This window comes from Citrobacter sp. Cpo091 (assembly GCF_030332645.1).
In the GTDB taxonomy this organism is placed as follows: Bacteria; Pseudomonadota; Gammaproteobacteria; order Enterobacterales; family Enterobacteriaceae; genus Citrobacter; species Citrobacter portucalensis.
This window is the reverse complement of sequence record NZ_JAOWHL010000039.1, coordinates 1-22,691: the sequence shown is the minus strand read 5'-3', so window position 1 is coordinate 22,691 and position 22,691 is coordinate 1. Positions and strand designations below refer to the sequence as shown.

At 50.4% G+C, this 22,691-nt stretch carries 36 protein-coding genes and 1 rRNA gene; 31 read left to right on the top strand and 6 right to left on the bottom strand.

All coding sequences use genetic code 11. The annotated features are described in order from the left end of the window. From rpsC to arfA, 24 genes are all read left to right on the top strand, one after another. Window positions 1–702, top strand: a complete 702-nt coding sequence (gene rpsC, locus OGY04_RS16540) for a 30S ribosomal protein S3 (protein ID WP_000529945.1) — start codon at window positions 1–3, stop codon at window positions 700–702. Window positions 703–714: 12 nt separating this feature from the next. Then, window positions 715–1,125 (top strand): 50S ribosomal protein L16, encoded by a 411-nt coding sequence (gene rplP / locus OGY04_RS16535; protein ID WP_000941208.1) that lies wholly within the window; start codon window positions 715–717, stop codon window positions 1,123–1,125. Further along, on the top strand, window positions 1,125–1,316 hold the full coding sequence (gene rpmC, locus OGY04_RS16530) for a 50S ribosomal protein L29 (protein ID WP_000644742.1): 192 nt from the start codon (window positions 1,125–1,127) through the stop codon (window positions 1,314–1,316). The genes rplP and rpmC overlap by 1 nt, the downstream gene beginning before the upstream one ends. After that, window positions 1,316–1,570: a 30S ribosomal protein S17 gene (gene rpsQ, locus OGY04_RS16525; protein WP_003031120.1), complete on the top strand. Its 255-nt coding sequence runs from the start codon at window positions 1,316–1,318 to the stop codon at window positions 1,568–1,570. The genes rpmC and rpsQ overlap by 1 nt, the downstream gene beginning before the upstream one ends. A 163-nt stretch (window positions 1,571–1,733) precedes the next feature. After that, on the top strand, window positions 1,734–2,105 hold the full coding sequence (gene rplN / locus OGY04_RS16520; RefSeq protein WP_000613954.1) for a 50S ribosomal protein L14: 372 nt from the start codon (window positions 1,734–1,736) through the stop codon (window positions 2,103–2,105). Between the two features lie 10 nt (window positions 2,106–2,115). Continuing rightward, entirely contained in the window at window positions 2,116–2,430 is a 315-nt protein-coding gene (gene rplX, locus OGY04_RS16515; RefSeq protein ID WP_003031122.1) for a 50S ribosomal protein L24, read from the top strand. A 14-nt stretch (window positions 2,431–2,444) separates the two neighbouring features. Next, window positions 2,445–2,984, top strand: coding sequence for a 50S ribosomal protein L5 (gene rplE, locus OGY04_RS16510; protein ID WP_003031123.1), 540 nt, complete (start codon window positions 2,445–2,447; stop codon window positions 2,982–2,984). A gap of 14 nt (window positions 2,985–2,998) precedes the next feature. Continuing rightward, window positions 2,999–3,304 (top strand): 30S ribosomal protein S14, encoded by a 306-nt coding sequence (gene rpsN / locus OGY04_RS16505; RefSeq protein ID WP_003031125.1) that lies wholly within the window; start codon window positions 2,999–3,001, stop codon window positions 3,302–3,304. Between the two features lie 30 nt (window positions 3,305–3,334). After that, window positions 3,335–3,727 carry a 30S ribosomal protein S8 gene (gene rpsH / locus OGY04_RS16500; RefSeq protein WP_003031127.1) on the top strand — a complete coding sequence of 131 codons (393 nt, stop codon included), beginning with the start codon at window positions 3,335–3,337 and terminating at the stop codon, window positions 3,725–3,727. A gap of 12 nt (window positions 3,728–3,739) precedes the next feature. Next, a complete protein-coding gene (gene rplF, locus OGY04_RS16495; RefSeq protein WP_003031129.1) occupies window positions 3,740–4,273 on the top strand; it encodes a 50S ribosomal protein L6 in 534 nt (177 codons plus the stop codon). 9 nt (window positions 4,274–4,282) lie between these two features. Continuing rightward, window positions 4,283–4,636, top strand: coding sequence for a 50S ribosomal protein L18 (gene rplR / locus OGY04_RS16490; protein ID WP_000358960.1), 354 nt, complete (start codon window positions 4,283–4,285; stop codon window positions 4,634–4,636). Window positions 4,637–4,650: 14 nt separating this feature from the next. Then, window positions 4,651–5,154 carry a 30S ribosomal protein S5 gene (rpsE, locus tag OGY04_RS16485; protein ID WP_003031131.1) on the top strand — a complete coding sequence of 168 codons (504 nt, stop codon included), beginning with the start codon at window positions 4,651–4,653 and terminating at the stop codon, window positions 5,152–5,154. A 3-nt stretch (window positions 5,155–5,157) separates the two neighbouring features. Then, on the top strand, window positions 5,158–5,337 hold the full coding sequence (gene rpmD / locus OGY04_RS16480) for a 50S ribosomal protein L30 (protein WP_001140434.1): 180 nt from the start codon (window positions 5,158–5,160) through the stop codon (window positions 5,335–5,337). Window positions 5,338–5,340: 3 nt separating this feature from the next. After that, window positions 5,341–5,775: a 50S ribosomal protein L15 gene (gene rplO, locus OGY04_RS16475; protein WP_003031132.1), complete on the top strand. Its 435-nt coding sequence runs from the start codon at window positions 5,341–5,343 to the stop codon at window positions 5,773–5,775. Between the two features lie 7 nt (window positions 5,776–5,782). Beyond that, window positions 5,783–7,114: a preprotein translocase subunit SecY gene (secY, locus tag OGY04_RS16470; RefSeq protein ID WP_001118864.1), complete on the top strand. Its 1,332-nt coding sequence runs from the start codon at window positions 5,783–5,785 to the stop codon at window positions 7,112–7,114. A gap of 30 nt (window positions 7,115–7,144) precedes the next feature. Beyond that, the gene (rpmJ, locus tag OGY04_RS16465; RefSeq protein WP_000868187.1) at window positions 7,145–7,261 is read left to right on the top strand and encodes a 50S ribosomal protein L36; all 117 of its coding nucleotides are present in this window, start codon (window positions 7,145–7,147) and stop codon (window positions 7,259–7,261) included. Window positions 7,262–7,407: 146 nt separating this feature from the next. Continuing rightward, window positions 7,408–7,764 carry a 30S ribosomal protein S13 gene (gene rpsM, locus OGY04_RS16460; protein WP_003031135.1) on the top strand — a complete coding sequence of 119 codons (357 nt, stop codon included), beginning with the start codon at window positions 7,408–7,410 and terminating at the stop codon, window positions 7,762–7,764. A gap of 16 nt (window positions 7,765–7,780) precedes the next feature. After that, window positions 7,781–8,170 (top strand): 30S ribosomal protein S11, encoded by a 390-nt coding sequence (rpsK, locus tag OGY04_RS16455; RefSeq protein WP_003031137.1) that lies wholly within the window; start codon window positions 7,781–7,783, stop codon window positions 8,168–8,170. A gap of 33 nt (window positions 8,171–8,203) precedes the next feature. Next, window positions 8,204–8,824, top strand: coding sequence for a 30S ribosomal protein S4 (rpsD, locus tag OGY04_RS16450; protein ID WP_003031138.1), 621 nt, complete (start codon window positions 8,204–8,206; stop codon window positions 8,822–8,824). 25 nt (window positions 8,825–8,849) lie between these two features. Then, window positions 8,850–9,839: a DNA-directed RNA polymerase subunit alpha gene (locus tag OGY04_RS16445; protein ID WP_003031139.1), complete on the top strand. Its 990-nt coding sequence runs from the start codon at window positions 8,850–8,852 to the stop codon at window positions 9,837–9,839. Window positions 9,840–9,879: 40 nt separating this feature from the next. Next, window positions 9,880–10,263, top strand: coding sequence for a 50S ribosomal protein L17 (gene rplQ, locus OGY04_RS16440; RefSeq protein ID WP_001216370.1), 384 nt, complete (start codon window positions 9,880–9,882; stop codon window positions 10,261–10,263). Window positions 10,264–10,370: 107 nt separating this feature from the next. After that, entirely contained in the window at window positions 10,371–10,739 is a 369-nt protein-coding gene (locus OGY04_RS16435; RefSeq protein ID WP_003845236.1) for a DnaJ family domain-containing protein, read from the top strand. Between the two features lie 10 nt (window positions 10,740–10,749). Next, window positions 10,750–11,175 carry a Zn(2+)-responsive transcriptional regulator gene (zntR, locus tag OGY04_RS16430; protein WP_003031145.1) on the top strand — a complete coding sequence of 142 codons (426 nt, stop codon included), beginning with the start codon at window positions 10,750–10,752 and terminating at the stop codon, window positions 11,173–11,175. 57 nt (window positions 11,176–11,232) lie between these two features. Then, window positions 11,233–11,451: an alternative ribosome-rescue factor ArfA gene (gene arfA / locus OGY04_RS16425; RefSeq protein ID WP_003828276.1), complete on the top strand. Its 219-nt coding sequence runs from the start codon at window positions 11,233–11,235 to the stop codon at window positions 11,449–11,451. On the opposite strand, the gene mscL is transcribed toward arfA, so the two are convergent. From mscL to def, 5 genes are all read right to left on the bottom strand, one after another. Then, window positions 11,448–11,861 carry a large-conductance mechanosensitive channel protein MscL gene (mscL, locus tag OGY04_RS16420; protein ID WP_003031152.1) on the bottom strand — a complete coding sequence of 138 codons (414 nt, stop codon included), beginning with the start codon at window positions 11,859–11,861 and terminating at the stop codon, window positions 11,448–11,450. The genes arfA and mscL overlap by 4 nt on opposite strands. Before the next feature lie 141 nt (window positions 11,862–12,002). Further along, on the bottom strand, window positions 12,003–13,379 hold the full coding sequence (trkA, locus tag OGY04_RS16415; protein WP_003031153.1) for a Trk system potassium transporter TrkA: 1,377 nt from the start codon (window positions 13,377–13,379) through the stop codon (window positions 12,003–12,005). Window positions 13,380–13,400: 21 nt separating this feature from the next. Then, on the bottom strand, window positions 13,401–14,690 hold the full coding sequence (rsmB, locus tag OGY04_RS16410; RefSeq protein WP_286585663.1) for a 16S rRNA (cytosine(967)-C(5))-methyltransferase RsmB: 1,290 nt from the start codon (window positions 14,688–14,690) through the stop codon (window positions 13,401–13,403). A gap of 51 nt (window positions 14,691–14,741) precedes the next feature. After that, the gene (gene fmt, locus OGY04_RS16405; protein WP_111464680.1) at window positions 14,742–15,689 is read right to left on the bottom strand and encodes a methionyl-tRNA formyltransferase; all 948 of its coding nucleotides are present in this window, start codon (window positions 15,687–15,689) and stop codon (window positions 14,742–14,744) included. 14 nt (window positions 15,690–15,703) lie between these two features. After that, entirely contained in the window at window positions 15,704–16,213 is a 510-nt protein-coding gene (gene def, locus OGY04_RS16400; RefSeq protein ID WP_003828283.1) for a peptide deformylase, read from the bottom strand. Window positions 16,214–16,342: 129 nt separating this feature from the next. Here def and dprA point away from each other — a divergent pair, with 129 nt between their 5' ends. Genes dprA through OGY04_RS16370 form a run of 6 tightly spaced genes read left to right on the top strand, consistent with a single transcriptional unit; the run spans window position 16,343 to window position 20,135 of the window. Further along, window positions 16,343–17,467 carry a DNA-protecting protein DprA gene (gene dprA, locus OGY04_RS16395; protein WP_286585661.1) on the top strand — a complete coding sequence of 375 codons (1,125 nt, stop codon included), beginning with the start codon at window positions 16,343–16,345 and terminating at the stop codon, window positions 17,465–17,467. Beyond that, window positions 17,439–17,912, top strand: a complete 474-nt coding sequence (gene smg / locus OGY04_RS16390; protein WP_003031162.1) for a DUF494 family protein Smg — start codon at window positions 17,439–17,441, stop codon at window positions 17,910–17,912. The genes dprA and smg overlap by 29 nt, the downstream gene beginning before the upstream one ends. A gap of 26 nt (window positions 17,913–17,938) precedes the next feature. Further along, a complete protein-coding gene (locus tag OGY04_RS16385) occupies window positions 17,939–18,481 on the top strand; it encodes a DNA topoisomerase family protein (protein WP_003828287.1) in 543 nt (180 codons plus the stop codon). A 4-nt stretch (window positions 18,482–18,485) separates the two neighbouring features. Continuing rightward, window positions 18,486–19,058, top strand: coding sequence for an L-threonylcarbamoyladenylate synthase type 1 TsaC (tsaC, locus tag OGY04_RS16380; protein ID WP_008786283.1), 573 nt, complete (start codon window positions 18,486–18,488; stop codon window positions 19,056–19,058). 1 nt (window position 19,059) lies between these two features. Beyond that, the gene (gene aroE / locus OGY04_RS16375; RefSeq protein WP_100271850.1) at window positions 19,060–19,881 is read left to right on the top strand and encodes a shikimate dehydrogenase; all 822 of its coding nucleotides are present in this window, start codon (window positions 19,060–19,062) and stop codon (window positions 19,879–19,881) included. Continuing rightward, entirely contained in the window at window positions 19,878–20,135 is a 258-nt protein-coding gene (locus OGY04_RS16370) for a DUF1488 family protein (RefSeq protein WP_060682860.1), read from the top strand. Before aroE ends, OGY04_RS16370 begins: the two co-directional genes overlap by 4 nt. Here the strand turns inward: OGY04_RS16370 and OGY04_RS16365 are convergent. Continuing rightward, window positions 20,111–20,665 carry a gamma carbonic anhydrase family protein gene (locus OGY04_RS16365; RefSeq protein ID WP_003031171.1) on the bottom strand — a complete coding sequence of 185 codons (555 nt, stop codon included), beginning with the start codon at window positions 20,663–20,665 and terminating at the stop codon, window positions 20,111–20,113. The genes OGY04_RS16370 and OGY04_RS16365 overlap by 25 nt on opposite strands. A 474-nt stretch (window positions 20,666–21,139) precedes the next feature. On the opposite strand from OGY04_RS16365, the gene OGY04_RS16360 reads away from it, so the two are divergent. After that, window positions 21,140–22,681 (top strand): 16S ribosomal RNA (locus tag OGY04_RS16360). Window positions 22,682–22,691 lie beyond the last annotated feature (10 nt).

The following is a 22,691-nucleotide window of genomic DNA, read 5'->3' as shown; positions in this document are numbered from 1 at the left end:
ATGGGTCAGAAAGTACATCCTAATGGTATTCGCCTGGGTATTGTAAAACCATGGAACTCAACCTGGTTTGCGAACACCAAAGAATTCGCTGACAACCTGGACAGCGATTTTAAAGTACGTCAGTACCTGACTAAGGAACTGGCTAAAGCGTCTGTATCTCGTATCGTTATCGAGCGTCCGGCTAAGAGCATCCGTGTGACCATTCACACCGCTCGCCCGGGTATCGTTATCGGTAAGAAAGGCGAAGACGTAGAAAAACTGCGCAAAGTCGTAGCGGATATTGCTGGCGTTCCTGCTCAGATCAATATCGCCGAAGTGCGTAAGCCTGAACTGGACGCAAAATTGGTTGCTGACAGCATCACTTCTCAGCTGGAACGTCGTGTTATGTTCCGTCGTGCTATGAAGCGTGCTGTACAGAACGCAATGCGTCTGGGCGCTAAAGGTATCAAAGTTGAAGTTAGCGGGCGTCTGGGCGGCGCGGAAATCGCACGTACCGAATGGTACCGCGAAGGTCGCGTACCTCTGCACACTCTGCGTGCTGACATCGACTACAACACCTCTGAAGCGCACACCACTTACGGTGTAATCGGCGTTAAAGTGTGGATCTTCAAAGGCGAGATCCTGGGTGGTATGGCTGCTGTTGAACAACCGGAAAAACCGGCTGCGCAACCTAAAAAGCAGCAGCGTAAAGGCCGTAAATAAGGAGCGTCGCTGATGTTACAACCAAAGCGTACAAAATTCCGTAAAATGCACAAAGGCCGTAACCGCGGTCTGGCTGCTGGCGCGGATGTTAGCTTCGGCAGCTTCGGTCTGAAAGCTGTTGGCCGTGGTCGTCTGACTGCCCGTCAGATCGAAGCAGCACGTCGTGCTATGACCCGTGCAGTTAAGCGTCAAGGTAAGATCTGGATCCGTGTATTCCCGGACAAACCGATCACTGAAAAGCCGCTGGCAGTGCGTATGGGTAAAGGTAAAGGTAACGTGGAGTATTGGGTTGCCTTGATTCAGCCGGGTAAAGTCCTGTATGAAATGGACGGCGTACCGGAAGAGCTGGCCCGTGAAGCATTCAAGCTGGCAGCAGCGAAACTGCCGATTAAAACCACCTTTGTAACTAAGACGGTGATGTAATGAAAGCAAAAGAGCTGCGTGAGAAGAGTGTTGAAGAGCTGAACACCGAGCTGCTGAATCTGCTGCGTGAGCAGTTCAACCTGCGTATGCAGGCTGCAAGTGGCCAGCTGCAACAGTCTCACCTGTTGAAGCAAGTGCGTCGTGACGTCGCACGCGTTAAGACTTTACTGACTGAGAAGGCGGGTGCGTAATGACCGATAAAATCCGTACTCTGCAAGGTCGCGTTGTTAGCGATAAAATGGAGAAATCCATCGTTGTTGCTATCGAACGTTTTGTGAAACACCCGATCTACGGTAAATTCATTAAGCGTACGACCAAACTGCACGTACATGACGAGAACAACGAATGCGGTACTGGTGACGTGGTTGAAATCCGCGAATGCCGTCCGCTGTCCAAGACTAAGTCCTGGACGCTGGTTCGCGTTGTAGAGAAAGCCGTTCTGTAATACAGTAGGCATTCTCAACGAATAAACGGCTCAGCGATGAGCCGTTTATTTTTTCTACCCATATCGTTGAAGCGGTGTTATAATGCCGCGCCCCCGATATGGGGCTTTTTTAACGACCTGATTTTCGGGTCTCAGTAGTAGTTGACATTAGCGGAGCACTAAAATGATCCAAGAACAGACTATGCTGAACGTCGCCGACAACTCCGGTGCACGTCGCGTAATGTGTATCAAGGTTCTGGGTGGCTCGCACCGTCGCTACGCAGGCGTCGGCGATATCATCAAGATCACCATCAAGGAAGCAATTCCGCGTGGTAAGGTCAAAAAAGGTGATGTGCTGAAGGCGGTAGTGGTGCGCACCAAGAAGGGTGTTCGTCGCCCGGACGGTTCTGTCATTCGCTTCGATGGTAATGCATGCGTTATTTTAAACAATAACAGCGAGCAACCTATCGGTACGCGTATTTTTGGGCCGGTAACTCGTGAACTTCGTAACGAGAAGTTCATGAAAATTATCTCTCTGGCACCAGAAGTACTCTAAGGAGCGAATCATGGCAGCGAAGATCCGTCGTGATGACGAAGTTATCGTGTTAACCGGTAAAGATAAAGGTAAACGCGGTAAAGTTAAGAATGTCCTGTCTTCCGGCAAGGTCATTGTTGAAGGTATCAACCTGGTTAAGAAACATCAGAAGCCGGTTCCGGCCCTGAACCAACCAGGCGGCATCGTAGAGAAAGAAGCAGCTATTCAGATCTCTAACCTTGCTATCTTCAACGCGGCAACCGGCAAGGCTGACCGTGTAGGCTTTAGATTCGAAGACGGCAAAAAAGTCCGTTTCTTTAAATCTAACAGCGAAACTATCAAGTAATTTGGAGTAGTACGATGGCGAAACTGCATGATTACTACAAAGACGAAGTAGTCGCTAAACTCATGACTGAGTTTAACTACAATTCTGTCATGCAAGTCCCTCGGGTCGAGAAGATCACCCTGAACATGGGTGTTGGTGAAGCGATCGCTGACAAGAAACTGCTGGATAACGCAGCAGCTGACCTGACAGCAATCTCCGGTCAAAAACCGCTGATCACCAAAGCACGCAAATCAGTTGCAGGCTTCAAAATCCGTCAGGGCTATCCGATCGGCTGTAAAGTAACTCTGCGTGGCGAACGCATGTGGGAGTTCTTTGAGCGCCTGATCACTATTGCTGTTCCACGTATCCGTGACTTCCGTGGCTTGTCCGCTAAGTCTTTTGACGGTCGTGGTAACTACAGCATGGGTGTCCGTGAGCAGATCATCTTCCCAGAAATCGACTACGATAAAGTCGACCGCGTGCGTGGTTTGGATATTACCATTACCACTACTGCGAAATCTGATGAAGAAGGCCGTGCTCTGCTGGCTGCCTTTGACTTCCCGTTCCGCAAGTAAGGTAGGGTTACTGAATGGCTAAGCAATCAATGAAAGCACGCGAAGTAAAGCGCGTAGCTTTAGCTGATAAGTACTTCGCAAAACGCGCTGAACTGAAAGCTATTATCTCTGATGTGAACGCGACCGACGAAGATCGTTGGAACGCAGTTCTCAAGCTGCAGTCTCTGCCGCGTGATTCCAGCCCGTCCCGTCAGCGTAACCGCTGCCGTCAAACAGGTCGTCCGCATGGCTATGTGGGCAAGTTCGGGTTGAGCCGTATCAAACTGCGTGAAGCCGCCATGCGCGGTGAAGTACCAGGCTTGAAAAAGGCTAGCTGGTAATTACCAATTGAATCACGGGAGTAAAGACAGATGAGCATGCAAGATCCGATCGCGGATATGCTGACCCGTATCCGTAACGGTCAGGCCGCGAATAAAGCTGCGGTCACCATGCCTTCCTCCAAGCTGAAAGTGGCAATTGCCAACGTGCTGAAGGAAGAAGGTTTTATTGAAGATTTTAAAGTTGAAGGCGACACCAAGCCGGAACTGGAACTTACTCTCAAGTATTTCCAGGGTAAAGCTGTTGTAGAAAGCATTCAGCGTGTCAGTCGCCCAGGTCTGCGCATTTATAAGCGTAAAGACGAGCTGCCGAAAGTTATGGCTGGCATGGGTATCGCAGTTGTTTCTACCTCTAAAGGTGTTATGACTGATCGTGCAGCGCGCCAGGCTGGTCTTGGTGGCGAAATTATCTGCTACGTAGCCTAATCGGAGGAAAAAATGTCTCGTGTTGCTAAAGCACCGGTCGTTATTCCTGCCGGCGTTGATGTAAAAATCAACGGTCAGGTTATTACGATCAAAGGTAAAAACGGCGAGCTGACTCGTACTCTCAACGATGCTGTTGCAGTAAATCATGCAGATAATGCACTGACCTTCGGTCCGCGTGATGGTTACGCTGATGGATGGGCTCAGGCTGGTACCGCGCGTGCCCTGCTGAATGCAATGGTTGTCGGTGTTACCGAAGGCTTCACTAAGAAGCTTCAGCTGGTTGGTGTAGGTTATCGTGCAGCGGTTAAAGGGAATGTAGTAAACCTGGCTTTAGGTTTCTCTCACCCAGTTGACCATCAGCTGCCTGCGGGAATCACTGCAGAATGTCCGTCTCAGACTGAAATCGTGCTGAAAGGCGCTGATAAACAGCTGATCGGTCAGGTTGCAGCAGATCTGCGCGCCTACCGTCGTCCTGAGCCTTATAAAGGCAAGGGTGTTCGTTACGCCGACGAAGTCGTGCGTACCAAAGAGGCTAAGAAGAAGTAAGGTAACACTATGGATAAGAAATCTGCTCGTATCCGTCGTGCGACCCGCGCACGCCGCAAGCTCCAGGAGCTGGGTGCAACTCGCCTGGTGGTACATCGTACCCCGCGTCATATTTACGCACAGGTAATTGCACCGAACGGTTCTGAAGTTCTGGTAGCTGCTTCTACTGTAGAAAAAGCTATCGCTGAACAATTGAAGTACACCGGTAACAAAGACGCTGCTGCAGCTGTAGGTAAAGCTGTTGCTGAACGCGCTCTGGAAAAAGGCATCAAAGATGTTTCTTTTGACCGTTCCGGGTTCCAATATCATGGTCGTGTCCAGGCACTGGCAGATGCTGCCCGTGAAGCTGGCCTTCAGTTCTAAGGTAGAGGTGTAAGATGGCTCACATCGAAAAACAAGCTGGCGAACTGCAGGAAAAGCTGATCGCGGTTAACCGCGTATCTAAAACCGTTAAAGGTGGTCGTATTTTCTCCTTCACAGCTCTGACTGTAGTTGGTGATGGTAACGGTCGCGTTGGTTTTGGTTACGGTAAAGCGCGTGAAGTTCCAGCAGCGATCCAGAAAGCGATGGAAAAAGCCCGTCGCAATATGATTAACGTCGCGCTGAACCACGGCACCCTGCAGCACCCGGTTAAGGGTACTCACACGGGTTCTCGTGTATTCATGCAGCCGGCTTCCGAAGGTACCGGTATCATCGCCGGTGGTGCAATGCGCGCCGTTCTGGAAGTCGCTGGAGTTCGTAACGTTCTGGCTAAAGCGTATGGTTCCACTAACCCGATTAACGTGGTTCGTGCAACTATCGATGGCCTGGAAAATATGAAATCTCCGGAAATGGTCGCTGCCAAGCGTGGTAAATCCGTTGAAGAAATTCTGGGGAAATAAACCATGGCAAAGACTATTAAAATTACTCAAACCCGCAGTGCAATCGGTCGTCTGCCGAAACACAAGGCAACGCTGCTTGGCCTGGGTCTGCGTCGTATTGGTCACACCGTAGAGCGCGAGGATACTCCTGCTGTTCGTGGTATGGTCAACGCGGTTTCCTTCATGGTTAAAGTTGAGGAGTAAGAGATGCGTTTAAATACTCTGTCTCCGGCCGAAGGCTCTAAAAAAGCGGCTCGCCGCCTGGGTCGTGGTATCGGTTCTGGCCTCGGTAAAACCGGTGGTCGTGGTCACAAAGGTCAGAAGTCTCGTTCTGGCGGTGGCGTACGTCGCGGTTTCGAGGGTGGTCAGATGCCTCTGTACCGTCGTCTGCCGAAATTCGGCTTCACTTCACGTAAAGCAGCGATTACAGCCGAAGTTCGTCTGTCTGACCTGGCTAAAGTTGAAGGCGGTGTTGTAGACCTGAACACGCTGAAAGCAGCTAACATTATCGGTATCCAGATCGAGTTCGCGAAAGTGATCCTGGCTGGTGAAGTCACTACTCCGGTAACTGTTCGTGGCCTGCGTGTTACTAAAGGCGCTCGTGCTGCTATCGAAGCTGCTGGCGGTAAAATCGAGGAATAAGTAGCAGATGGCTAAACAACCGGGATTAGATTTTCAAAGTGCCAAAGGTGGCTTAGGCGAGCTGAAACGCAGACTGCTGTTTGTAATCGGCGCGCTGATTGTGTTCCGTATTGGCTCTTTCATTCCGATCCCTGGTATTGATGCCGCTGTACTTGCCAAACTGCTTGAGCAACAGCGAGGCACCATCATTGAAATGTTTAACATGTTCTCTGGTGGTGCTCTCAGCCGTGCTTCTATCTTTGCTCTGGGGATCATGCCGTATATTTCGGCGTCGATCATTATCCAGCTGCTGACGGTGGTTCATCCAACGCTGGCAGAAATTAAGAAAGAAGGGGAGTCTGGTCGTCGTAAGATCAGCCAGTACACCCGCTACGGTACTCTGGTGCTGGCAATATTCCAGTCGATCGGTATTGCTACCGGTCTGCCGAATATGCCTGGTATGCAGGGCCTGGTGATGAACCCAGGCTTTGCATTCTATTTCACCGCTGTTGTAAGTCTGGTTACAGGGACGATGTTCCTGATGTGGTTGGGCGAACAGATTACTGAACGTGGTATCGGCAACGGTATCTCAATCATTATCTTCGCCGGTATTGTCGCGGGACTCCCGCCAGCCATTGCCCATACTATCGAGCAAGCGCGTCAAGGCGACCTGCACTTCCTCGTGTTGCTGTTGGTTGCAGTATTAGTATTCGCAGTGACGTTCTTTGTTGTATTTGTTGAGCGTGGTCAACGCCGTATTGTGGTAAACTACGCGAAACGTCAGCAAGGTCGTCGTGTCTATGCTGCACAGAGCACACATTTACCGCTGAAAGTGAATATGGCGGGGGTAATCCCGGCAATCTTCGCTTCCAGTATTATTCTGTTCCCGGCGACCATCGCGTCATGGTTCGGGGGCGGGACTGGTTGGAACTGGCTGACAACAATTTCGCTGTATTTGCAGCCTGGGCAACCGCTTTATGTGTTACTCTATGCGTCTGCAATCATATTCTTCTGTTTCTTCTACACGGCGTTGGTCTTCAACCCGCGTGAAACAGCAGATAACCTGAAGAAGTCCGGTGCATTTGTACCAGGAATTCGTCCGGGAGAGCAAACGGCGAAGTATATCGATAAAGTAATGACCCGCCTGACTTTGGTTGGTGCGCTCTACATTACCTTTATCTGCCTGATCCCGGAGTTCATGCGTGATGCAATGAAAGTACCGTTCTACTTCGGTGGGACCTCACTGCTTATCGTTGTTGTCGTGATTATGGACTTTATGGCTCAAGTGCAAACTCTGATGATGTCAAGTCAGTACGAGTCTGCATTGAAGAAGGCGAATCTGAAAGGCTACGGCCGTTAACAGTCGCCCGAGAAGTTACGGAGAGTAAAAATGAAAGTTCGTGCTTCCGTCAAGAAATTATGCCGTAACTGCAAAATCGTTAAGCGTGATGGTGTCATCCGTGTGATTTGCAGTGCCGAGCCGAAGCATAAACAGCGCCAAGGCTGATTTATTCGCATATTTTTCTTGCAAAGTTGGGTTGAGCTGGCTAGATTAGCCAGCCAATCTTTTGTATGTCTGTGCGTTTCCATTTGAGTATCCTGAAAACGGGCTTTTCAGCATGGTGCGTACATATTAAATAGTAGGAGTGCATAGTGGCCCGTATAGCAGGCATTAACATTCCTGATCAGAAACATGCTGTGATCGCATTAACTTCGATCTACGGCGTCGGCAAGACCCGTTCTAAAGCCATTCTGGCTGCCGCGGGTATCGCTGAAGATGTTAAGATCAGTGAGCTGTCTGAAGAACAAATCGACACGCTGCGTGACGAAGTTGCCAAATTTGTCGTTGAAGGTGATCTGCGCCGTGAAGTTAGCATGAGCATCAAGCGCCTTATGGACCTTGGTTGCTATCGCGGTTTGCGTCATCGTCGTGGTCTCCCGGTTCGCGGTCAGCGTACCAAGACCAACGCACGTACCCGTAAGGGTCCGCGCAAACCGATCAAGAAATAATCGGGGTGATTGAATAATGGCAAAGGCACCAATTCGTGCACGTAAACGTGTAAGAAAACAAGTCTCTGACGGCGTGGCTCATATCCATGCTTCTTTTAACAACACCATCGTTACCATTACTGATCGTCAGGGTAACGCACTGGGTTGGGCAACAGCCGGTGGTTCCGGTTTCCGTGGTTCTCGCAAATCCACTCCGTTTGCAGCTCAGGTTGCAGCAGAGCGTTGCGCTGAAGCCGTAAAAGAATACGGTATCAAGAATCTGGAAGTTATGGTCAAAGGACCGGGTCCAGGTCGCGAATCTACTGTTCGTGCTCTGAACGCCGCTGGTTTCCGCATCACTAATATTACTGATGTGACTCCGATCCCTCATAACGGTTGTCGTCCGCCGAAAAAACGTCGCGTATAACGCTGTCGTTTCTAGGATTGTTGGAGAAAGAAAATGGCAAGATATTTGGGTCCTAAGCTCAAGCTGAGCCGTCGTGAGGGCACTGACTTATTCCTTAAGTCTGGCGTTCGCGCGATCGATACCAAGTGTAAAATTGAACAAGCTCCTGGCCAGCACGGTGCGCGTAAACCGCGTCTGTCTGACTATGGTGTGCAGTTGCGTGAAAAGCAAAAAGTTCGCCGTATCTACGGTGTGCTGGAGCGTCAGTTCCGTAACTACTACAAAGAAGCAGCACGTCTGAAAGGCAACACCGGTGAAAACCTGTTGGGTCTGCTGGAAGGTCGTCTGGACAACGTTGTATACCGTATGGGCTTCGGTGCCACTCGTGCAGAAGCACGTCAGCTGGTCAGCCATAAAGCAATTATGGTAAACGGTCGTGTTGTTAACATCGCTTCTTATCAGGTTAGTCCGAATGACGTTGTTAGCATTCGTGAGAAAGCGAAGAAGCAGTCTCGCGTGAAAGCCGCTCTGGAGCTGGCTGAGCAGCGTGAAAAGCCAACCTGGCTGGAAGTTGATGCTGGCAAGATGGAAGGTACGTTCAAGCGTAAGCCGGAGCGTTCTGATCTGTCTGCGGACATTAACGAACACCTGATCGTCGAGCTTTACTCCAAGTAAAGCTTAGTACCAAAGAGAGGACACAATGCAGGGTTCTGTGACAGAGTTTCTAAAACCGCGCCTGGTAGATATCGAGCAAGTGAGTTCGACGCACGCCAAGGTGACCCTTGAGCCTTTAGAGCGTGGCTTTGGCCATACTTTGGGTAACGCACTGCGCCGTATTCTGCTCTCATCGATGCCGGGTTGCGCGGTGACCGAGGTTGAGATTGATGGTGTACTACATGAGTACAGCACCAAAGAAGGCGTTCAGGAAGATATCCTGGAAATCCTGCTCAACCTGAAAGGGCTGGCGGTGAGAGTTCAGGGTAAAGATGACGTTATTCTTACCTTGAATAAATCTGGCATTGGCCCTGTGACTGCAGCCGACATTACCCATGATGGTGATGTCGAAATCGTCAAGCCACAGCACGTGATCTGCCACCTGACCGATGAGAATGCATCTATTAGCATGCGTATCAAAGTTCAGCGCGGTCGTGGTTATGTGCCGGCTTCTACCCGAATTCATTCGGAAGAAGATGAGCGCCCAATCGGCCGTCTGCTGGTCGACGCATGCTACAGCCCTGTAGAGCGTATTGCCTACAATGTTGAAGCAGCGCGTGTAGAACAGCGTACCGACCTGGACAAGCTGGTCATCGAAATGGAAACCAACGGCACAATCGATCCTGAAGAGGCGATTCGTCGTGCGGCAACCATTCTGGCTGAACAACTGGAAGCTTTCGTTGATTTACGTGATGTACGTCAGCCGGAAGTTAAAGAAGAGAAACCAGAATTCGATCCGATCCTGCTGCGCCCTGTTGACGATCTGGAATTGACTGTCCGCTCTGCTAACTGCCTCAAAGCAGAAGCTATCCACTATATCGGTGATCTGGTACAGCGTACTGAGGTTGAGCTTCTTAAGACGCCTAACCTTGGTAAAAAATCTCTTACCGAGATTAAAGACGTGCTGGCTTCCCGTGGACTGTCTCTGGGCATGCGCCTGGAAAACTGGCCACCGGCAAGCATCGCTGACGAGTAACCGGATCACAGGTTAAGGTTTTACTGAGAAGGATAAGGTCATGCGCCATCGTAAGAGTGGTCGTCAACTGAACCGCAACAGCAGCCATCGCCAGGCTATGTTCCGCAACATGGCAGGTTCACTGGTTCGTCATGAAATCATCAAGACGACTCTGCCGAAAGCGAAAGAGCTGCGTCGCGTAGTTGAGCCGCTGATTACTCTTGCCAAGACTGATAGCGTAGCTAATCGTCGTCTGGCATTCGCCCGTACTCGTGATAACGAGATCGTGGCAAAACTGTTTAACGAACTGGGCCCGCGTTTTGCGAGCCGCGCCGGTGGTTACACTCGCATTCTGAAGTGTGGTTTCCGTGCAGGCGACAACGCGCCGATGGCATACATCGAGCTGGTTGATCGTTCAGAGAAAACAGAAGCTGCTGCAGAGTAATCTGTAGTAACGTAAAAAAACCCGCCTCGGCGGGTTTTTTTATATCCGTCATATCCCCACTTATCTACAATATCTGTACTCTTTTTGTTCATCCCCTGGAGTGTTGTATGTGGTTACTTGACCAGTGGGCAGAGCGCCATATTATTGATGCACAGTCTAAAGGCGAGTTTGATGATTTACCGGGAACGGGCGAACCGCTGACTCTTGACGATGACTCCCATGTTCCGCCTGAACTCCGAGCCGGATACCGTTTATTAAAAAATGCAGGTTGCCTTCCTCCTGAGCTCGAGCAACGCAGAGAGGCAATACAGCTGCTTGAAATACTCGCGGGGATCCGCAAAGATGATCCCAGTTATCCTGAGGTGAGCCGAAGACTGTCGCTATTGGAACTTAAACTTCGGCAGGCTGGACTCAGCACCGAGTTTTTGCGCGGTGACTACGCAGATAAGCTGCTAAAAAAGATCAACGACGAATAGCGGAGAGAGCATGTACCGAATTGGTGAAATAGCGAAACTGGCTGACGTTACGCCAGATACTATCCGCTACTATGAAAAGCAGCAGATGATGGAGCATGAAGTGCGTACTGAAGGCGGATTTCGCCTCTATACAGAAAGCGATCTTCAGCGCTTGAAGTTTATTCGTTATGCCCGGCAGCTTGGTTTCACTCTGGAGTCGATCCGTGAATTGCTTTCGATCCGGGTTGATCCCGAACACCATACCTGTCAGGAATCAAAAGGGATCGTCCAGGAAAGACTGCAAGAAGTCGAAGCCCGTATTGCTGAACTTCAGACGATGCAGCGGTCTCTGCAGCGATTGAATGATGCATGCTGCGGCAAGGCACACAGCAGCGTGTACTGCTCTATTCTTGAAGCTCTTGAGCAAGGCGCCAGTGGAACAACATCAGGCTGTTGATTTCTTGAACTGCCAGGTCTACACTCGCGGCGTAAATTACTACAAACTGGAGATATTATGAGTCGTTATCAGCACACCAAAGGGCAGATAAAGGACAACGCCATTGAGGCGCTTCTGCATGACCCACTGTTCAGACAGCGCGTTGAGAAAAATAAGAAAGGGAAAGGAAGTTATCTGCGAAAAGGCAAACATGGCAATCGGGGTAACTGGGAGGCCAGTGGCAAGAAAGTAATTAACTTTTTTACCACTGGCCTTCTAGTTTCAGTGAGTGCTTAAGAGCGATTATTCTGTTCTTTCAGCAGGTCACGAATTTCACTTAGCAATACTTCTTCTTTCGATGGAGCTGGCGGTGCTGCCGGCTCTTCCGCTTTTTTACGGTTCAGTTTGTTGATCAGTTTGATTGCCATAAAGATAGCAAACGCAACAATAATGAAATCGAATACATTCTGAATAAATACACCGTAATGCATGACCACGGCAGGGATGTCTCCCTGTGCATCACGTAGCGTTAAAGCAAACTGTTTAAAATCAATTCCACCAATTAACAGCCCCAGCGGCGGCATAATGATATCGGCAACCAGTGATGAAACAATCTTACCGAATGCCGCACCAATAATGACACCCACTGCCAAATCGACAACATTCCCGCGCATCGCGAATTCGCGAAACTCTTTAATAATGCTCATTTTATTCTCCCTATGCAGCTGACGTTTATAAGTTTAACAAATGTTTAGGCAATTTCCATTTATGTATTGCCGAAAGGAAAATTTATTAGACCATGAAAAATAAAGGGAAATAAAAAGGGCGCTGTATTAGCGCCCAAATTATTACAGGAAGAAAGGACTTGGCTGGAATAGTCGCTCGACGTCGGTAATAAACTTTTTATCTGTCAGGAACATAATTACGTGATCGCCCTGCTCAATGCGCAGGTTATCGTTGGCAATCATGACATCGTTACCACGTACAACGGCGCCAATAATGGTTCCGGGCGGAAGTTTAATTTCATCAATTGAACGCCCTACAACTCTCGACGTCGTTTCATCCCCGTGTGCGACGGCTTCAATGGCTTCCGCGACGCCACGGCGAAGTGAAGAAACGCCAACAATATCAGCTTTACGCACGTGGCTCAGCAGCGCGGAGATGGTCGCCTGCTGCGGTGAAATCGCAATATCGATCACGCTGCCTTGCACCAGATCGACGTATGCTCTGCGCTGGATCAACACCATTACTTTCTTGGCACCCATCCGTTTGGCAAGCATCGCCGACATGATATTTGCTTCATCATCGTTGGTCACTGCGATGAACAGATCAACCTGATCGATATGTTCTTCTGCCAGCAGCTCTTGATCCGAGGCATCACCAAAAAAGACGATCGTATTTTGCAGTTTCTCCGCAAGCTCCGATGCGCGTTGTTGATTACGTTCGATCAGTTTGACGCTGTAATCTTTTTCCAGACGACGTGCCAGACCAGCGCCGATATTACCGCCACCCACTAACATAATGCGTTTGTACGGTTTTTCCAGACGCTGCAGTTCGCTCATTACGGCGCGTATATGCTGTGATGCCGCAATAAAGAAGACTTCATCACCCGCTTCAACGATCGTAGAACCTTGCGGACGGATCGGTCGGTCATGACGGAAAATCGCTGCAACGCGGGTGTCGATGTGCGGCATATGCTCACGCATTGTTGACAGCGCATTACCAATAAGCGGCCCGCCGTAATAGGCCTTTACTACTGCCAGACTGACTTTACCTTCGGCAAAATTCACCACCTGCAATGCGCCCGGATATTCAATCAGGCGATAAATGCTATCGATAACCAGTTGCTCAGGTGCAATCAGATGATCGATTGGTACCGCATCGGATTGGAACAGCTTGTCGGCATCGCGAACGTAATCTGGTGAACGAATACGGGCGATGCGATTAGGCGTATTAAACAGTGAATAAGCTACCTGGCAGGCAACCATATTTGTTTCATCTGAGCTGGTTACGGCAACCAGCATATCGGCATCGTCGGCACCGGCTTCACGCAATACGCGGGGATGCGAACCATGCCCTTGCACGACACGGAGATCAAACTTGTCCTGCAGGCTGCGCAGGCGTTCGCCATTGGTATCGACTACCGTGATATCGTTGTTCTCTCCGACCAGGTTTTCAGCCAGCGTACCGCCAACTTGCCCTGCGCCCAGAATGATAATTTTCATCAGTCGCGACCCGTTATCTCATCACTTTTTGATTAGCTTAGCGTAAAAGAAGCCATCGCCATCTTTCGCACCCGGTAAATTCTGACGTCCGGGTTTTTCCGGCGTACCGGTTTCGCTTAATACCGCATCCGGTGTGCGTGCCAGGAAGGCGGCAATTTGCTGTTGGTTCTCTTCTGGCAGGATAGAGCAAGTTGCATACACCAGCGTGCCGCCAGATTTAAGATGTGACCAGGTCGCATTCAGGATCTCAGCCTGCAATTGGGCAAGTTCGGCAATATCCCGGTCGCGGCGCAGCCATTTGATATCAGGATGGCGACGGATCACCCCGGTAGCAGAACATGGAGCGTCCAGCAAAATACGGTCAAACTGTTGTTCACCGCACCACTGCTGTGGATAGCGGCCATCCCCCTGTTTTACGGTTGCCTTCATGCCCAGACGTTTCAGATTGTCGTAAACGCGCGATAAGCGTTTTTCATCCACATCGACGGCCATGACGTTAGCTAGCGGAGCAACTTCCAGAATGTGAGTGGTTTTACCGCCCGGCGCACAGCACAGGTCGAGGATCTGCTCACCGTCCTCCGGCAACAGATAATTTACGCATCCTTGAGCGGAAGCATCCTGAACGGTGACCCAACCTTCGTCAAAACCAGGGAGGGCGTGAACTGGAGCCGGTGTTTCCAGACGCACTGCATCCGGGTAGTCTGGATGCGGGAAACCTGTCAAACCCGCTTCGGTAAGCAGGTCTAGCCAGGCGTCGCGAGTATGGTGATTACGATTGACTCGTAGCCACATCGGCGGTCGCTGGTTATTGGCTTCAAGAATGGCTTCCCACTGCTGCGGATACGCACTCTTAATACGTTTCACCAGCCAGGAGGGGTGTAAGAAGCGCAAATCGCTTTGCGCAAACTCGGCCAGCAGTTCATCCTGACGGCGTTGAAACTGGCGCAGTACGCCGTTGATCAGCCCTTTCAGCTGTGGACGCTTAATAACGACCGCGCCTTCTACGGTCTCAGCTAAGGCAGCGTGTGCTGGAATACGAGTATGCAACAGTTGGTAGAAGCCCACCATGATCAGGTAGTGAACGGTGCGCTGTTTGCCCGTCATTGGACGTTCCATCAGTTGCTGGATCATCCACTCCAGTTGAGAGAGTGTACGCAATACGCCGAAGCAAAGTTCCTGTAACAGTGCTTTGTCTTTATCGGCAACTTTTTGCTGCATGGCGGGCAGCACGTTACTTAGTGATTGTCCTTTCTCGACAACCTGTTCGACGGCCTGGGCCGTCATACTGCGTAAATTAAGATGTTTTTTCATAAGCGCAAAAATAAAAATGCCCGGAGACACCGGGCTTAAAGAGATGAACCGTCAGGCCAGACGGTTTCCGGGCACGAACCACTCCCGGCGCGAATTAAGCAGATCCTGCGCGCTCATGGCTTTTTTACCGGCAGGCTGCAAAGAGATAAGATTCAGAATGCCGTCGCCTGTTGCGACCTGGATACCCTGCTTTGTTGCCTCTAGAATGGTGCCTGGCTCGGCCTGGGTGTTTACAGCAATAACCGAAGCTTGCCAGACTTTCACTGGCTGACCATCGATTTCAAGCCAGCTCATTGGCCACGGGTTAAAGGCGCGGATGCAGCGTTCCAATTGAACAGCCGAAAGCGACCAGTCGATACGGGCCTCTTCTTTGCTGAGTTTTTCTGCATGCGTAACCAGTGATTCGTCTTGTACCACCGGTTTTATTGTACCGGCAGCCAGCTGTTTTAGCGTTTCAATCAGCCCCTGAGGCCCCAGGTCTGCCAGCTTGTCATATAACGAACCGCTGGTATCTTCTGCCGTAATTGGGCAGGACAGCTTCAGCAGCATATCACCGGTGTCGAGGCCAACATCCATCTGCATGATGGTAACACCGGTTTCGGCGTCGCCTGCCCACAGTGAGCGCTGGATCGGTGCTGCACCCCGCCAGCGCGGAAGCAGGGAACCGTGAACGTTGATACAACCCAGGCGCGGCATTTCCAGTACTGCTTTTGGCAGGATCAGGCCATATGCTACCACCACCATCACGTCTGCGTGTAAATCAGCAACCAGTTGCTGGTTTTCCTGAGGGCGAAGAGAGACGGGTTGAAAGACCGATATCCCTTTTTCTTCTGCCAGCACTTTTACCGGGCTGGGCATCAGCTTTTTCCCGCGTCCCGCCGGGCGGTCCGGTTGGGTAAACACGCCAACGACGTTATGTCCAGAAGACAGCAGCGCGTCGAGATGACGCGCTGCAAAGTCAGGTGTACCCGCAAAAATAATACGTAGTGAGTCTGACACGTTGATCCTTGTCCTTAAGCTCGGGCGTTCAGGCGGTCGAGTTTTTCAACTTTCTGACGAATGCGTTGTTGCTTCAACGGAGACAGATAATCGATAAATAGTTTACCGACCAGGTGATCCATTTCATGTTGAATGCAGATAGCGAGCAGGCCATCGGCTTCCAGTTCAAAAGATTTGCCGTCGCGATCGAGCGCACGAATTTTTACTTTCTCTGCACGCGGTACTAACGCACGCTGTTCAGGAATAGACAGACAGCCTTCTTCAATGCCGGTTTCGCCGTCTTTTTCCAGCAGTTCTGGGTTAATGAGTACCAACTGCTCATCGCGATTTTCAGAGACATCAATAACAATGATGCGCTGATGAATATCGACCTGTGTTGCTGCCAGACCGATACCTTCTTCGGCGTACATCGTTTCGAACATATCATCAACGATACGCTGAATTTCTGCATTCACTTCTTCAACCGGTTTTGCGACTTTGCGAAGGCGCTCGTCCGGAATATGTAACACTTGCAAAACTGACATAGTTATCCAGAGTTGTGTTCAGGAGTTGAAAAGATTATTACCTCTATTCTAGACAAAACCCCCTCTGATTGACAGCATCAGTGACCAATCGCAAAGATTGCCAGGACTGCTTGTGGCAGGGGAACAGGGATGACCCAAATCGAAATTTGGCTACGTTTAGCGCAAGTGAATGAACTGTATGGTGATGAGATAGTGCGCGTTGCTCACTGGCTCAATACTCAACCGTGTATTAACAATGCGGTACTCCTGCAGGCTGGATTCTCTCCACGCCAGGCAAGACGCTTTTTAACCTTTTCAGATCTGACGCTGGAAAAAACGCTGCGCTGGCTTGAACAGCCTAACCACCACTTTGTGGTTGCCGACAGCGAGCATTATCCGCCACAGCTCCGTGCGATTGAGGATTATCCTGGGGTGCTTTTTGTTGCAGGAGCTCCAGCATGCCTCCACTCATTTCAAGTTGCCGTTGTCGGTAGTCGACAACATTCATGGTATGGCGAACGCTGGGGACGGTTGTTTTGTGAAAAGCTTGCTGCATGTGGGGTGACGATCACCAGCGGTCTGGCCCGGGGGATTGATGGCGTGGCGCACAATGCTGCGATAAACCGACAAGGCACAAGTATTGCGGTGCTGGGAAATGGACTTGAGACCATTCACCCACGACAGCATATCCGTCTTGCGGAACGACTGATTGAGGCAGGGGGCGCACTGGTGTCTGAGTTCCCATTAGATACGCTCCCTTTGCCGCGCAATTTTCCCCGACGAAATCGCATTATTAGTGGTCTAAGTAAAGGTGTACTGGTTGTCGAAGCTGCACAGCGTAGTGGTTCACTGGTTACTGCTCGCTGTGCACTGGAACAAGGGCGGGAGGTGTTTGCTTTACCAGGGCCGATTGGGAGCCCGGGAAGTGAAGGCCCGCATTGGCTTATTCAGCAGGGAGCCATGCTTGTGACGACACCAGAGGAAATTCTTGAAAATTTGCAATATGGGCTGCAATGGTTGCCAGATGAACCTGAAAAATCAATTTATTCGCCAGATCACGAAGAGGTGGCATTGCCATTTCCGGAGCTCCTGGCTAACGTAGGAGATGAGGTAACACCTGTTGACGTCGTCGCTGAACGTGCCGGCCAACCTGTGCCAGAGGTAGTGGCTCAACTGCTCGAACTGGAGTTAGCAGGGTGGATCGCAGCTGTACCCGGCGGCTATGTCCGATTGAGGAGGGCATGCCATGTTCGACGTACTAATGTATTTGTTTGAGACATATATCCATAACGAAGCTGAGCTGCGTGTGGATCAGGACAAACTGGAACGGGATCTTACCGACGCTGGTTTTGATCGTGAAGACATTTACAACGCGTTACTTTGGCTGGAGAAGCTTGCTGACTATCAGGATGGCCTTGCTGAACCTATGCAGCTGGCATCGGACCCTCTTTCTATACGTATTTATACTGCGGAAGAGTGCGATCGACTGGATGCAAGCTGTAGAGGATTTCTGCTATTCCTGGAGCAGATTCAGGTGCTAAACCTCGAAACGCGAGAAATGGTTATTGAGCGCGTACTCGCGCTGGATACGGCAGAGTTCGATCTGGAAGACCTGAAGTGGGTGATTCTGATGGTGCTATTCAACATTCCAGGTTGTGAAAATGCCTATCAGCAAATGGAAGAATTACTCTTTGAAGTGAATGAAGGTATGCTGCATTAATCAATCTTCATTCAGTATGAGTTGTTATGGCTAAATCAGCACTGTTCACGGTGCGTAAAAACGAGCCCTGCCCACAATGCGGGGCTGAACTGGTTATTCGTTCCGGGAAACACGGTCCGTTTCTCGGTTGTTCACACTATCCAGAATGCGATTACATCCGTCCGCTGAAATCTTCCGCGGACGGACATATTGTCAAAGTTCTGGAGGGTAAGCTTTGTCCTGCATGTGGCGCTGAGCTGGTGCTGAGACAGGGACGATTCGGTATGTTTATTGGATGCAGTGACTATCCTGCGTGCGATCACACCGAGCTCATCGACAAGCCTGATGAAACAGCAATAGTCTGTCCTCAATGCCAGACTGGTCATCTTGTCCAGCGGCGTTCCCGTTATGGCAAAACCTTTTACTCCTGCGATCGCTATCCGGAGTGCCAGTTTGTCATTAACTTCAAACCGTTAGCCGGAGAATGTCCTGAGTGTCATTATCCGCTTCTCATCGAAAAGAAAACCGCGCAGGGTGTGAAGCATTTCTGTGCCAGTAAACAATGTGGAAAGCCGATTTCGGCGGAATAAAAAAGTGAATAATAGCCTGCCCACAGACGCTATCGCTGCGGCGATAGCGGTTCTGAAACAAGAAAAAGTCATCGCCTATCCAACTGAAGCTGTATTTGGTGTCGGCTGCGACCCCGATAGCGAAACGGCTGTAACCCGTTTGTTGGCGCTAAAACAACGTCCGGTCGATAAAGGGTTAATTTTAATCGCGTCAAACTTTGAACAACTTAAACCCTATATCGACGATAGCATGCTCACCGATGCTCAACGTGACGCTGTTTTCGCTCGTTGGCCTGGTCCTGTTACCTTCGTTTTCCCAGCGCTTGCGACAACGCCACGCTGGTTGACCGGGCGCTTTGATTCTCTGGCTGTTCGCGTCACCGATCACCCGCTGGTGGTTGCGTTGTGCCAGGCTTATGGCAAACCGTTAGTTTCTACCAGTGCTAATTTGAGTGGCTTACCGCCTTGCAGAACGGTAGAGGAAGTTCGCGCACAGTTCGGTACAGACTTTCCCGTGGTTGAAGGGGAGACCGGGGGGCGTTTGAATCCTTCGGAGATCCGTGATGCTCTGACAGGTGAACAGTTTCGACAGGGGTAATATGAAAGAAGCCTATGCTGTTTTTGGTAATCCGATAGCGCACAGTAAATCGCCCTTTATTCATCAGCAATTTGCAGAGCAGCTGAAGATTGATCACTCCTACGGGCGTGTATTGGCACCCATCAATGATTTTGTGAATACCCTGAACGCTTTTTTTGCTGAGGGCGGGAAGGGGGCAAATGTCACCGTGCCTTTTAAAGAAGAGGCATTTGCACGTGCCGATGAACTAACGGAGCGGGCATCGCTTGCTGGAGCGGTCAACACCCTTAAACGGCTGGAGGATGGGCGTTTACTGGGAGACAACACGGATGGTATCGGCTTGTTGAGCGATCTTGAGCGTTTATCTTTCATTCGTCCCGGATCGCGAGTTCTGCTGATTGGTGCGGGTGGTGCATCCCGTGGAGTTTTATTACCTCTTCTTTCTATGGATTGTGCGGTGACTATTGTTAACCGTACCGCTTCGCGCGCTGAAGAGTTGGCACAAATCTTCTCCCATACCGGCAGCGTACAGGCGGTAGGAATGGACGAGCTTGATAATTACAGTTTTGATTTGATTATTAACGCGACATCCAGCGGAATTAGCGGTGAGATCCCGGCTATTCCGACATCTCTTATTCACTCATCTGTCTATTGTTATGACATGTTTTATCAGAAAGGAGATACACCGTTCCTCTCCTGGTGTGCCGAACATGGGGCGAAACAATATGCTGATGGCCTGGGTATGCTGGTGGGGCAAGCAGCGCACGCCGTTTTACTCTGGCATGGGGTTTTGCCGCAGATTGAGCCCGTCATTAAAATCATGCAGCAGGAATTGTCGGCATGAATCAGGCGATCCAGTTTCCCGATCGAGAAGAATGGCGCACGGATGTCAACGCCGTTGTGTTTCCGGCGATGGTTCATGGTATGCAGTTAACATGTGCCATATCTGGAGAGATGCTGGCGTCCCGCTTTGGCGGCGACACGCCTGAACATTGGTTGGAAATCTTTCAACAGCATCGCTGGGATCTGGAAGAAGAAGCTGAAGGATTGATCCAGGCCCAGCAGGAAGATGCTCAAGGTTGGGTGTGGTTACTCTGACTTAAATATTCATCTTTCCACTTAACATAGTTGTTAGCTGAATATTGTAAACCTGCTTTCTCTTCATCGCTTAATGGACGGATTTGTTTAACCGGGCTTCCCAGGTACAGATACCCGCTTTCCAGGCGTTTGTTTTGGGGAACCAGGCTCCCAGCCCCAATCATAACGTCGTCTTCTACTACCACGCCATCCAGCAGAATCGAACCCATGCCGACTAATACGCGGTTGCCAATGATACAGCCGTGTAGCATGACCTTATGACCGACCGTTACATCCTCACCCACGATCAATGGATTACCCTGCGGATTAGACGTGGATTTATGTGTGACATGGAGAACGCTGCCGTCCTGAATGTTTGTACGGGCACCAATTTGTACATAGTTGACGTCGCCACGAATGGCAACCAGTGGCCAAATTCCAACATCATCAGCCAAACGAGCATCACCAATGACGACACTGCTGGTGTCGATCATCACGCGATTTCCGATCTGTGGGAAAAGATCCTTATAAGGACGCAGTACATCAGACATGTTTACCTCAACGAAAATAGAGCAGTAATGAAGACTTTGGTTGGATTATTAAGACTGTGCAAGTGGTTTAGCTATCAAAAATCAGCCAAATTGCGCAGGAATGTAGCGAAAGGAGTGAAAAACAAGCATTCAGAAAAAAAGATCCAAAAAATACTTGTGCTAAAAAATGGGATCCCTATAATGCGCCTCCATCGACACGGCGGATGTGAATCACTTCACGCAAACAGCCGGTTCGGTTGAAGAGAAAAACCTGAAAATGAGGGTTGACTCTGAAAGAGGAAAGCGTAATATACGCCACCTCGCGACAGAGCGCTAAAGCGCGTCGCAACTGCTCTTTAACAATTTATCAGACAATCTGTGTGGGCACTCGAAGATACGGGTTCTTAACGTCGCAAGACGAAAAATGAATACCAAGTCTCAACGAGTGAACACGTAATTCATTACGAAGTTTAATTCATTGAGCATCAAACTTTTAAATTGAAGAGTTTGATCATGGCTCAGATTGAACGCTGGCGGCAGGCCTAACACATGCAAGTCGAACGGTAGCACAGAGGAGCTTGCTCCTTGGGTGACGAGTGGCGGACGGGTGAGTAATGTCTGGGAAACTGCCCGATGGAGGGGGATAACTACTGGAAACGGTAGCTAATACCGCATAACGTCGCAAGACCAAAGAGGGGGACCTTCGGGCCTCTTGCCATCGGATGTGCCCAGATGGGATTAGCTAGTAGGTGGGGTAACGGCTCACCTAGGCGACGATCCCTAGCTGGTCTGAGAGGATGACCAGCCACACTGGAACTGAGACACGGTCCAGACTCCTACGGGAGGCAGCAGTGGGGAATATTGCACAATGGGCGCAAGCCTGATGCAGCCATGCCGCGTGTATGAAGAAGGCCTTCGGGTTGTAAAGTACTTTCAGCGAGGAGGAAGGTGTTGTGGTTAATAACCGCAGCAATTGACGTTACTCGCAGAAGAAGCACCGGCTAACTCCGTGCCAGCAGCCGCGGTAATACGGAGGGTGCAAGCGTTAATCGGAATTACTGGGCGTAAAGCGCACGCAGGCGGTCTGTCAAGTCGGATGTGAAATCCCCGGGCTCAACCTGGGAACTGCATCCGAAACTGGCAGGCTAGAGTCTTGTAGAGGGGGGTAGAATTCCAGGTGTAGCGGTGAAATGCGTAGAGATCTGGAGGAATACCGGTGGCGAAGGCGGCCCCCTGGACAAAGACTGACGCTCAGGTGCGAAAGCGTGGGGAGCAAACAGGATTAGATACCCTGGTAGTCCACGCCGTAAACGATGTCGACTTGGAGGTTGTGCCCTTGAGGCGTGGCTTCCGGAGCTAACGCGTTAAGTCGACCGCCTGGGGAGTACGGCCGCAAGGTTAAAACTCAAATGAATTGACGGGGGCCCGCACAAGCGGTGGAGCATGTGGTTTAATTCGATGCAACGCGAAGAACCTTACCTACTCTTGACATCCAGAGAACTTAGCAGAGATGCTTTGGTGCCTTCGGGAACTCTGAGACAGGTGCTGCATGGCTGTCGTCAGCTCGTGTTGTGAAATGTTGGGTTAAGTCCCGCAACGAGCGCAACCCTTATCCTTTGTTGCCAGCGGTTCGGCCGGGAACTCAAAGGAGACTGCCAGTGATAAACTGGAGGAAGGTGGGGATGACGTCAAGTCATCATGGCCCTTACGAGTAGGGCTACACACGTGCTACAATGGCATATACAAAGAGAAGCGACCTCGCGAGAGCAAGCGGACCTCATAAAGTATGTCGTAGTCCGGATTGGAGTCTGCAACTCGACTCCATGAAGTCGGAATCGCTAGTAATCGTGGATCAGAATGCCACGGTGAATACGTTCCCGGGCCTTGTACACACCGCCCGTCACACCATGGGAGTGGGTTGCAAAAGAAGTAGGTAGCTTAACCTTCGGGAGGGCGCTTACCACTTTGTGATTCATGACTGGGGTGAAGTCGTAACAAGGTAACCGTAGGGGAACCTGCGGTTGGATCACCTCCTTACCTTAAAGAA

What these genes read in the sequence shown, in the direction of transcription:
- rpsC (WP_000529945.1), top strand. Translation starts at nt 1, where the DNA reads ATGGGTCAGAAAGTACATCCTAATGGTATTCGCCTGGGTATTGTAAAA.
- rplP (WP_000941208.1), top strand. Translation starts at nt 715, where the DNA reads ATGTTACAACCAAAGCGTACAAAATTCCGTAAAATGCACAAAGGCCGT.
- rpmC (WP_000644742.1), top strand. Translation starts at nt 1,125, where the DNA reads ATGAAAGCAAAAGAGCTGCGTGAGAAGAGTGTTGAAGAGCTGAACACC.
- rpsQ (WP_003031120.1), top strand. Translation starts at nt 1,316, where the DNA reads ATGACCGATAAAATCCGTACTCTGCAAGGTCGCGTTGTTAGCGATAAA.
- rplN (WP_000613954.1), top strand. Translation starts at nt 1,734, where the DNA reads ATGATCCAAGAACAGACTATGCTGAACGTCGCCGACAACTCCGGTGCA.
- rplX (WP_003031122.1), top strand. Translation starts at nt 2,116, where the DNA reads ATGGCAGCGAAGATCCGTCGTGATGACGAAGTTATCGTGTTAACCGGT.
- rplE (WP_003031123.1), top strand. Translation starts at nt 2,445, where the DNA reads ATGGCGAAACTGCATGATTACTACAAAGACGAAGTAGTCGCTAAACTC.
- rpsN (WP_003031125.1), top strand. Translation starts at nt 2,999, where the DNA reads ATGGCTAAGCAATCAATGAAAGCACGCGAAGTAAAGCGCGTAGCTTTA.
- rpsH (WP_003031127.1), top strand. Translation starts at nt 3,335, where the DNA reads ATGAGCATGCAAGATCCGATCGCGGATATGCTGACCCGTATCCGTAAC.
- rplF (WP_003031129.1), top strand. Translation starts at nt 3,740, where the DNA reads ATGTCTCGTGTTGCTAAAGCACCGGTCGTTATTCCTGCCGGCGTTGAT.
- rplR (WP_000358960.1), top strand. Translation starts at nt 4,283, where the DNA reads ATGGATAAGAAATCTGCTCGTATCCGTCGTGCGACCCGCGCACGCCGC.
- rpsE (WP_003031131.1), top strand. Translation starts at nt 4,651, where the DNA reads ATGGCTCACATCGAAAAACAAGCTGGCGAACTGCAGGAAAAGCTGATC.
- rpmD (WP_001140434.1), top strand. Translation starts at nt 5,158, where the DNA reads ATGGCAAAGACTATTAAAATTACTCAAACCCGCAGTGCAATCGGTCGT.
- rplO (WP_003031132.1), top strand. Translation starts at nt 5,341, where the DNA reads ATGCGTTTAAATACTCTGTCTCCGGCCGAAGGCTCTAAAAAAGCGGCT.
- secY (WP_001118864.1), top strand. Translation starts at nt 5,783, where the DNA reads ATGGCTAAACAACCGGGATTAGATTTTCAAAGTGCCAAAGGTGGCTTA.
- rpmJ (WP_000868187.1), top strand. Translation starts at nt 7,145, where the DNA reads ATGAAAGTTCGTGCTTCCGTCAAGAAATTATGCCGTAACTGCAAAATC.
- rpsK (WP_003031137.1), top strand. Translation starts at nt 7,781, where the DNA reads ATGGCAAAGGCACCAATTCGTGCACGTAAACGTGTAAGAAAACAAGTC.
- rpsD (WP_003031138.1), top strand. Translation starts at nt 8,204, where the DNA reads ATGGCAAGATATTTGGGTCCTAAGCTCAAGCTGAGCCGTCGTGAGGGC.
- OGY04_RS16445 (WP_003031139.1), top strand. Translation starts at nt 8,850, where the DNA reads ATGCAGGGTTCTGTGACAGAGTTTCTAAAACCGCGCCTGGTAGATATC.
- rplQ (WP_001216370.1), top strand. Translation starts at nt 9,880, where the DNA reads ATGCGCCATCGTAAGAGTGGTCGTCAACTGAACCGCAACAGCAGCCAT.
- OGY04_RS16435 (WP_003845236.1), top strand. Translation starts at nt 10,371, where the DNA reads ATGTGGTTACTTGACCAGTGGGCAGAGCGCCATATTATTGATGCACAG.
- zntR (WP_003031145.1), top strand. Translation starts at nt 10,750, where the DNA reads ATGTACCGAATTGGTGAAATAGCGAAACTGGCTGACGTTACGCCAGAT.
- arfA (WP_003828276.1), top strand. Translation starts at nt 11,233, where the DNA reads ATGAGTCGTTATCAGCACACCAAAGGGCAGATAAAGGACAACGCCATT.
- mscL (WP_003031152.1), bottom strand. Translation starts at nt 11,861, where the DNA reads ATGAGCATTATTAAAGAGTTTCGCGAATTCGCGATGCGCGGGAATGTT.
- trkA (WP_003031153.1), bottom strand. Translation starts at nt 13,379, where the DNA reads ATGAAAATTATCATTCTGGGCGCAGGGCAAGTTGGCGGTACGCTGGCT.
- rsmB (WP_286585663.1), bottom strand. Translation starts at nt 14,690, where the DNA reads ATGAAAAAACATCTTAATTTACGCAGTATGACGGCCCAGGCCGTCGAA.
- def (WP_003828283.1), bottom strand. Translation starts at nt 16,213, where the DNA reads ATGTCAGTTTTGCAAGTGTTACATATTCCGGACGAGCGCCTTCGCAAA.
- dprA (WP_286585661.1), top strand. Translation starts at nt 16,343, where the DNA reads ATGACCCAAATCGAAATTTGGCTACGTTTAGCGCAAGTGAATGAACTG.
- smg (WP_003031162.1), top strand. Translation starts at nt 17,439, where the DNA reads ATGTTCGACGTACTAATGTATTTGTTTGAGACATATATCCATAACGAA.
- OGY04_RS16385 (WP_003828287.1), top strand. Translation starts at nt 17,939, where the DNA reads ATGGCTAAATCAGCACTGTTCACGGTGCGTAAAAACGAGCCCTGCCCA.
- aroE (WP_100271850.1), top strand. Translation starts at nt 19,060, where the DNA reads ATGAAAGAAGCCTATGCTGTTTTTGGTAATCCGATAGCGCACAGTAAA.
- OGY04_RS16370 (WP_060682860.1), top strand. Translation starts at nt 19,878, where the DNA reads ATGAATCAGGCGATCCAGTTTCCCGATCGAGAAGAATGGCGCACGGAT.
- OGY04_RS16365 (WP_003031171.1), bottom strand. Translation starts at nt 20,665, where the DNA reads ATGTCTGATGTACTGCGTCCTTATAAGGATCTTTTCCCACAGATCGGA.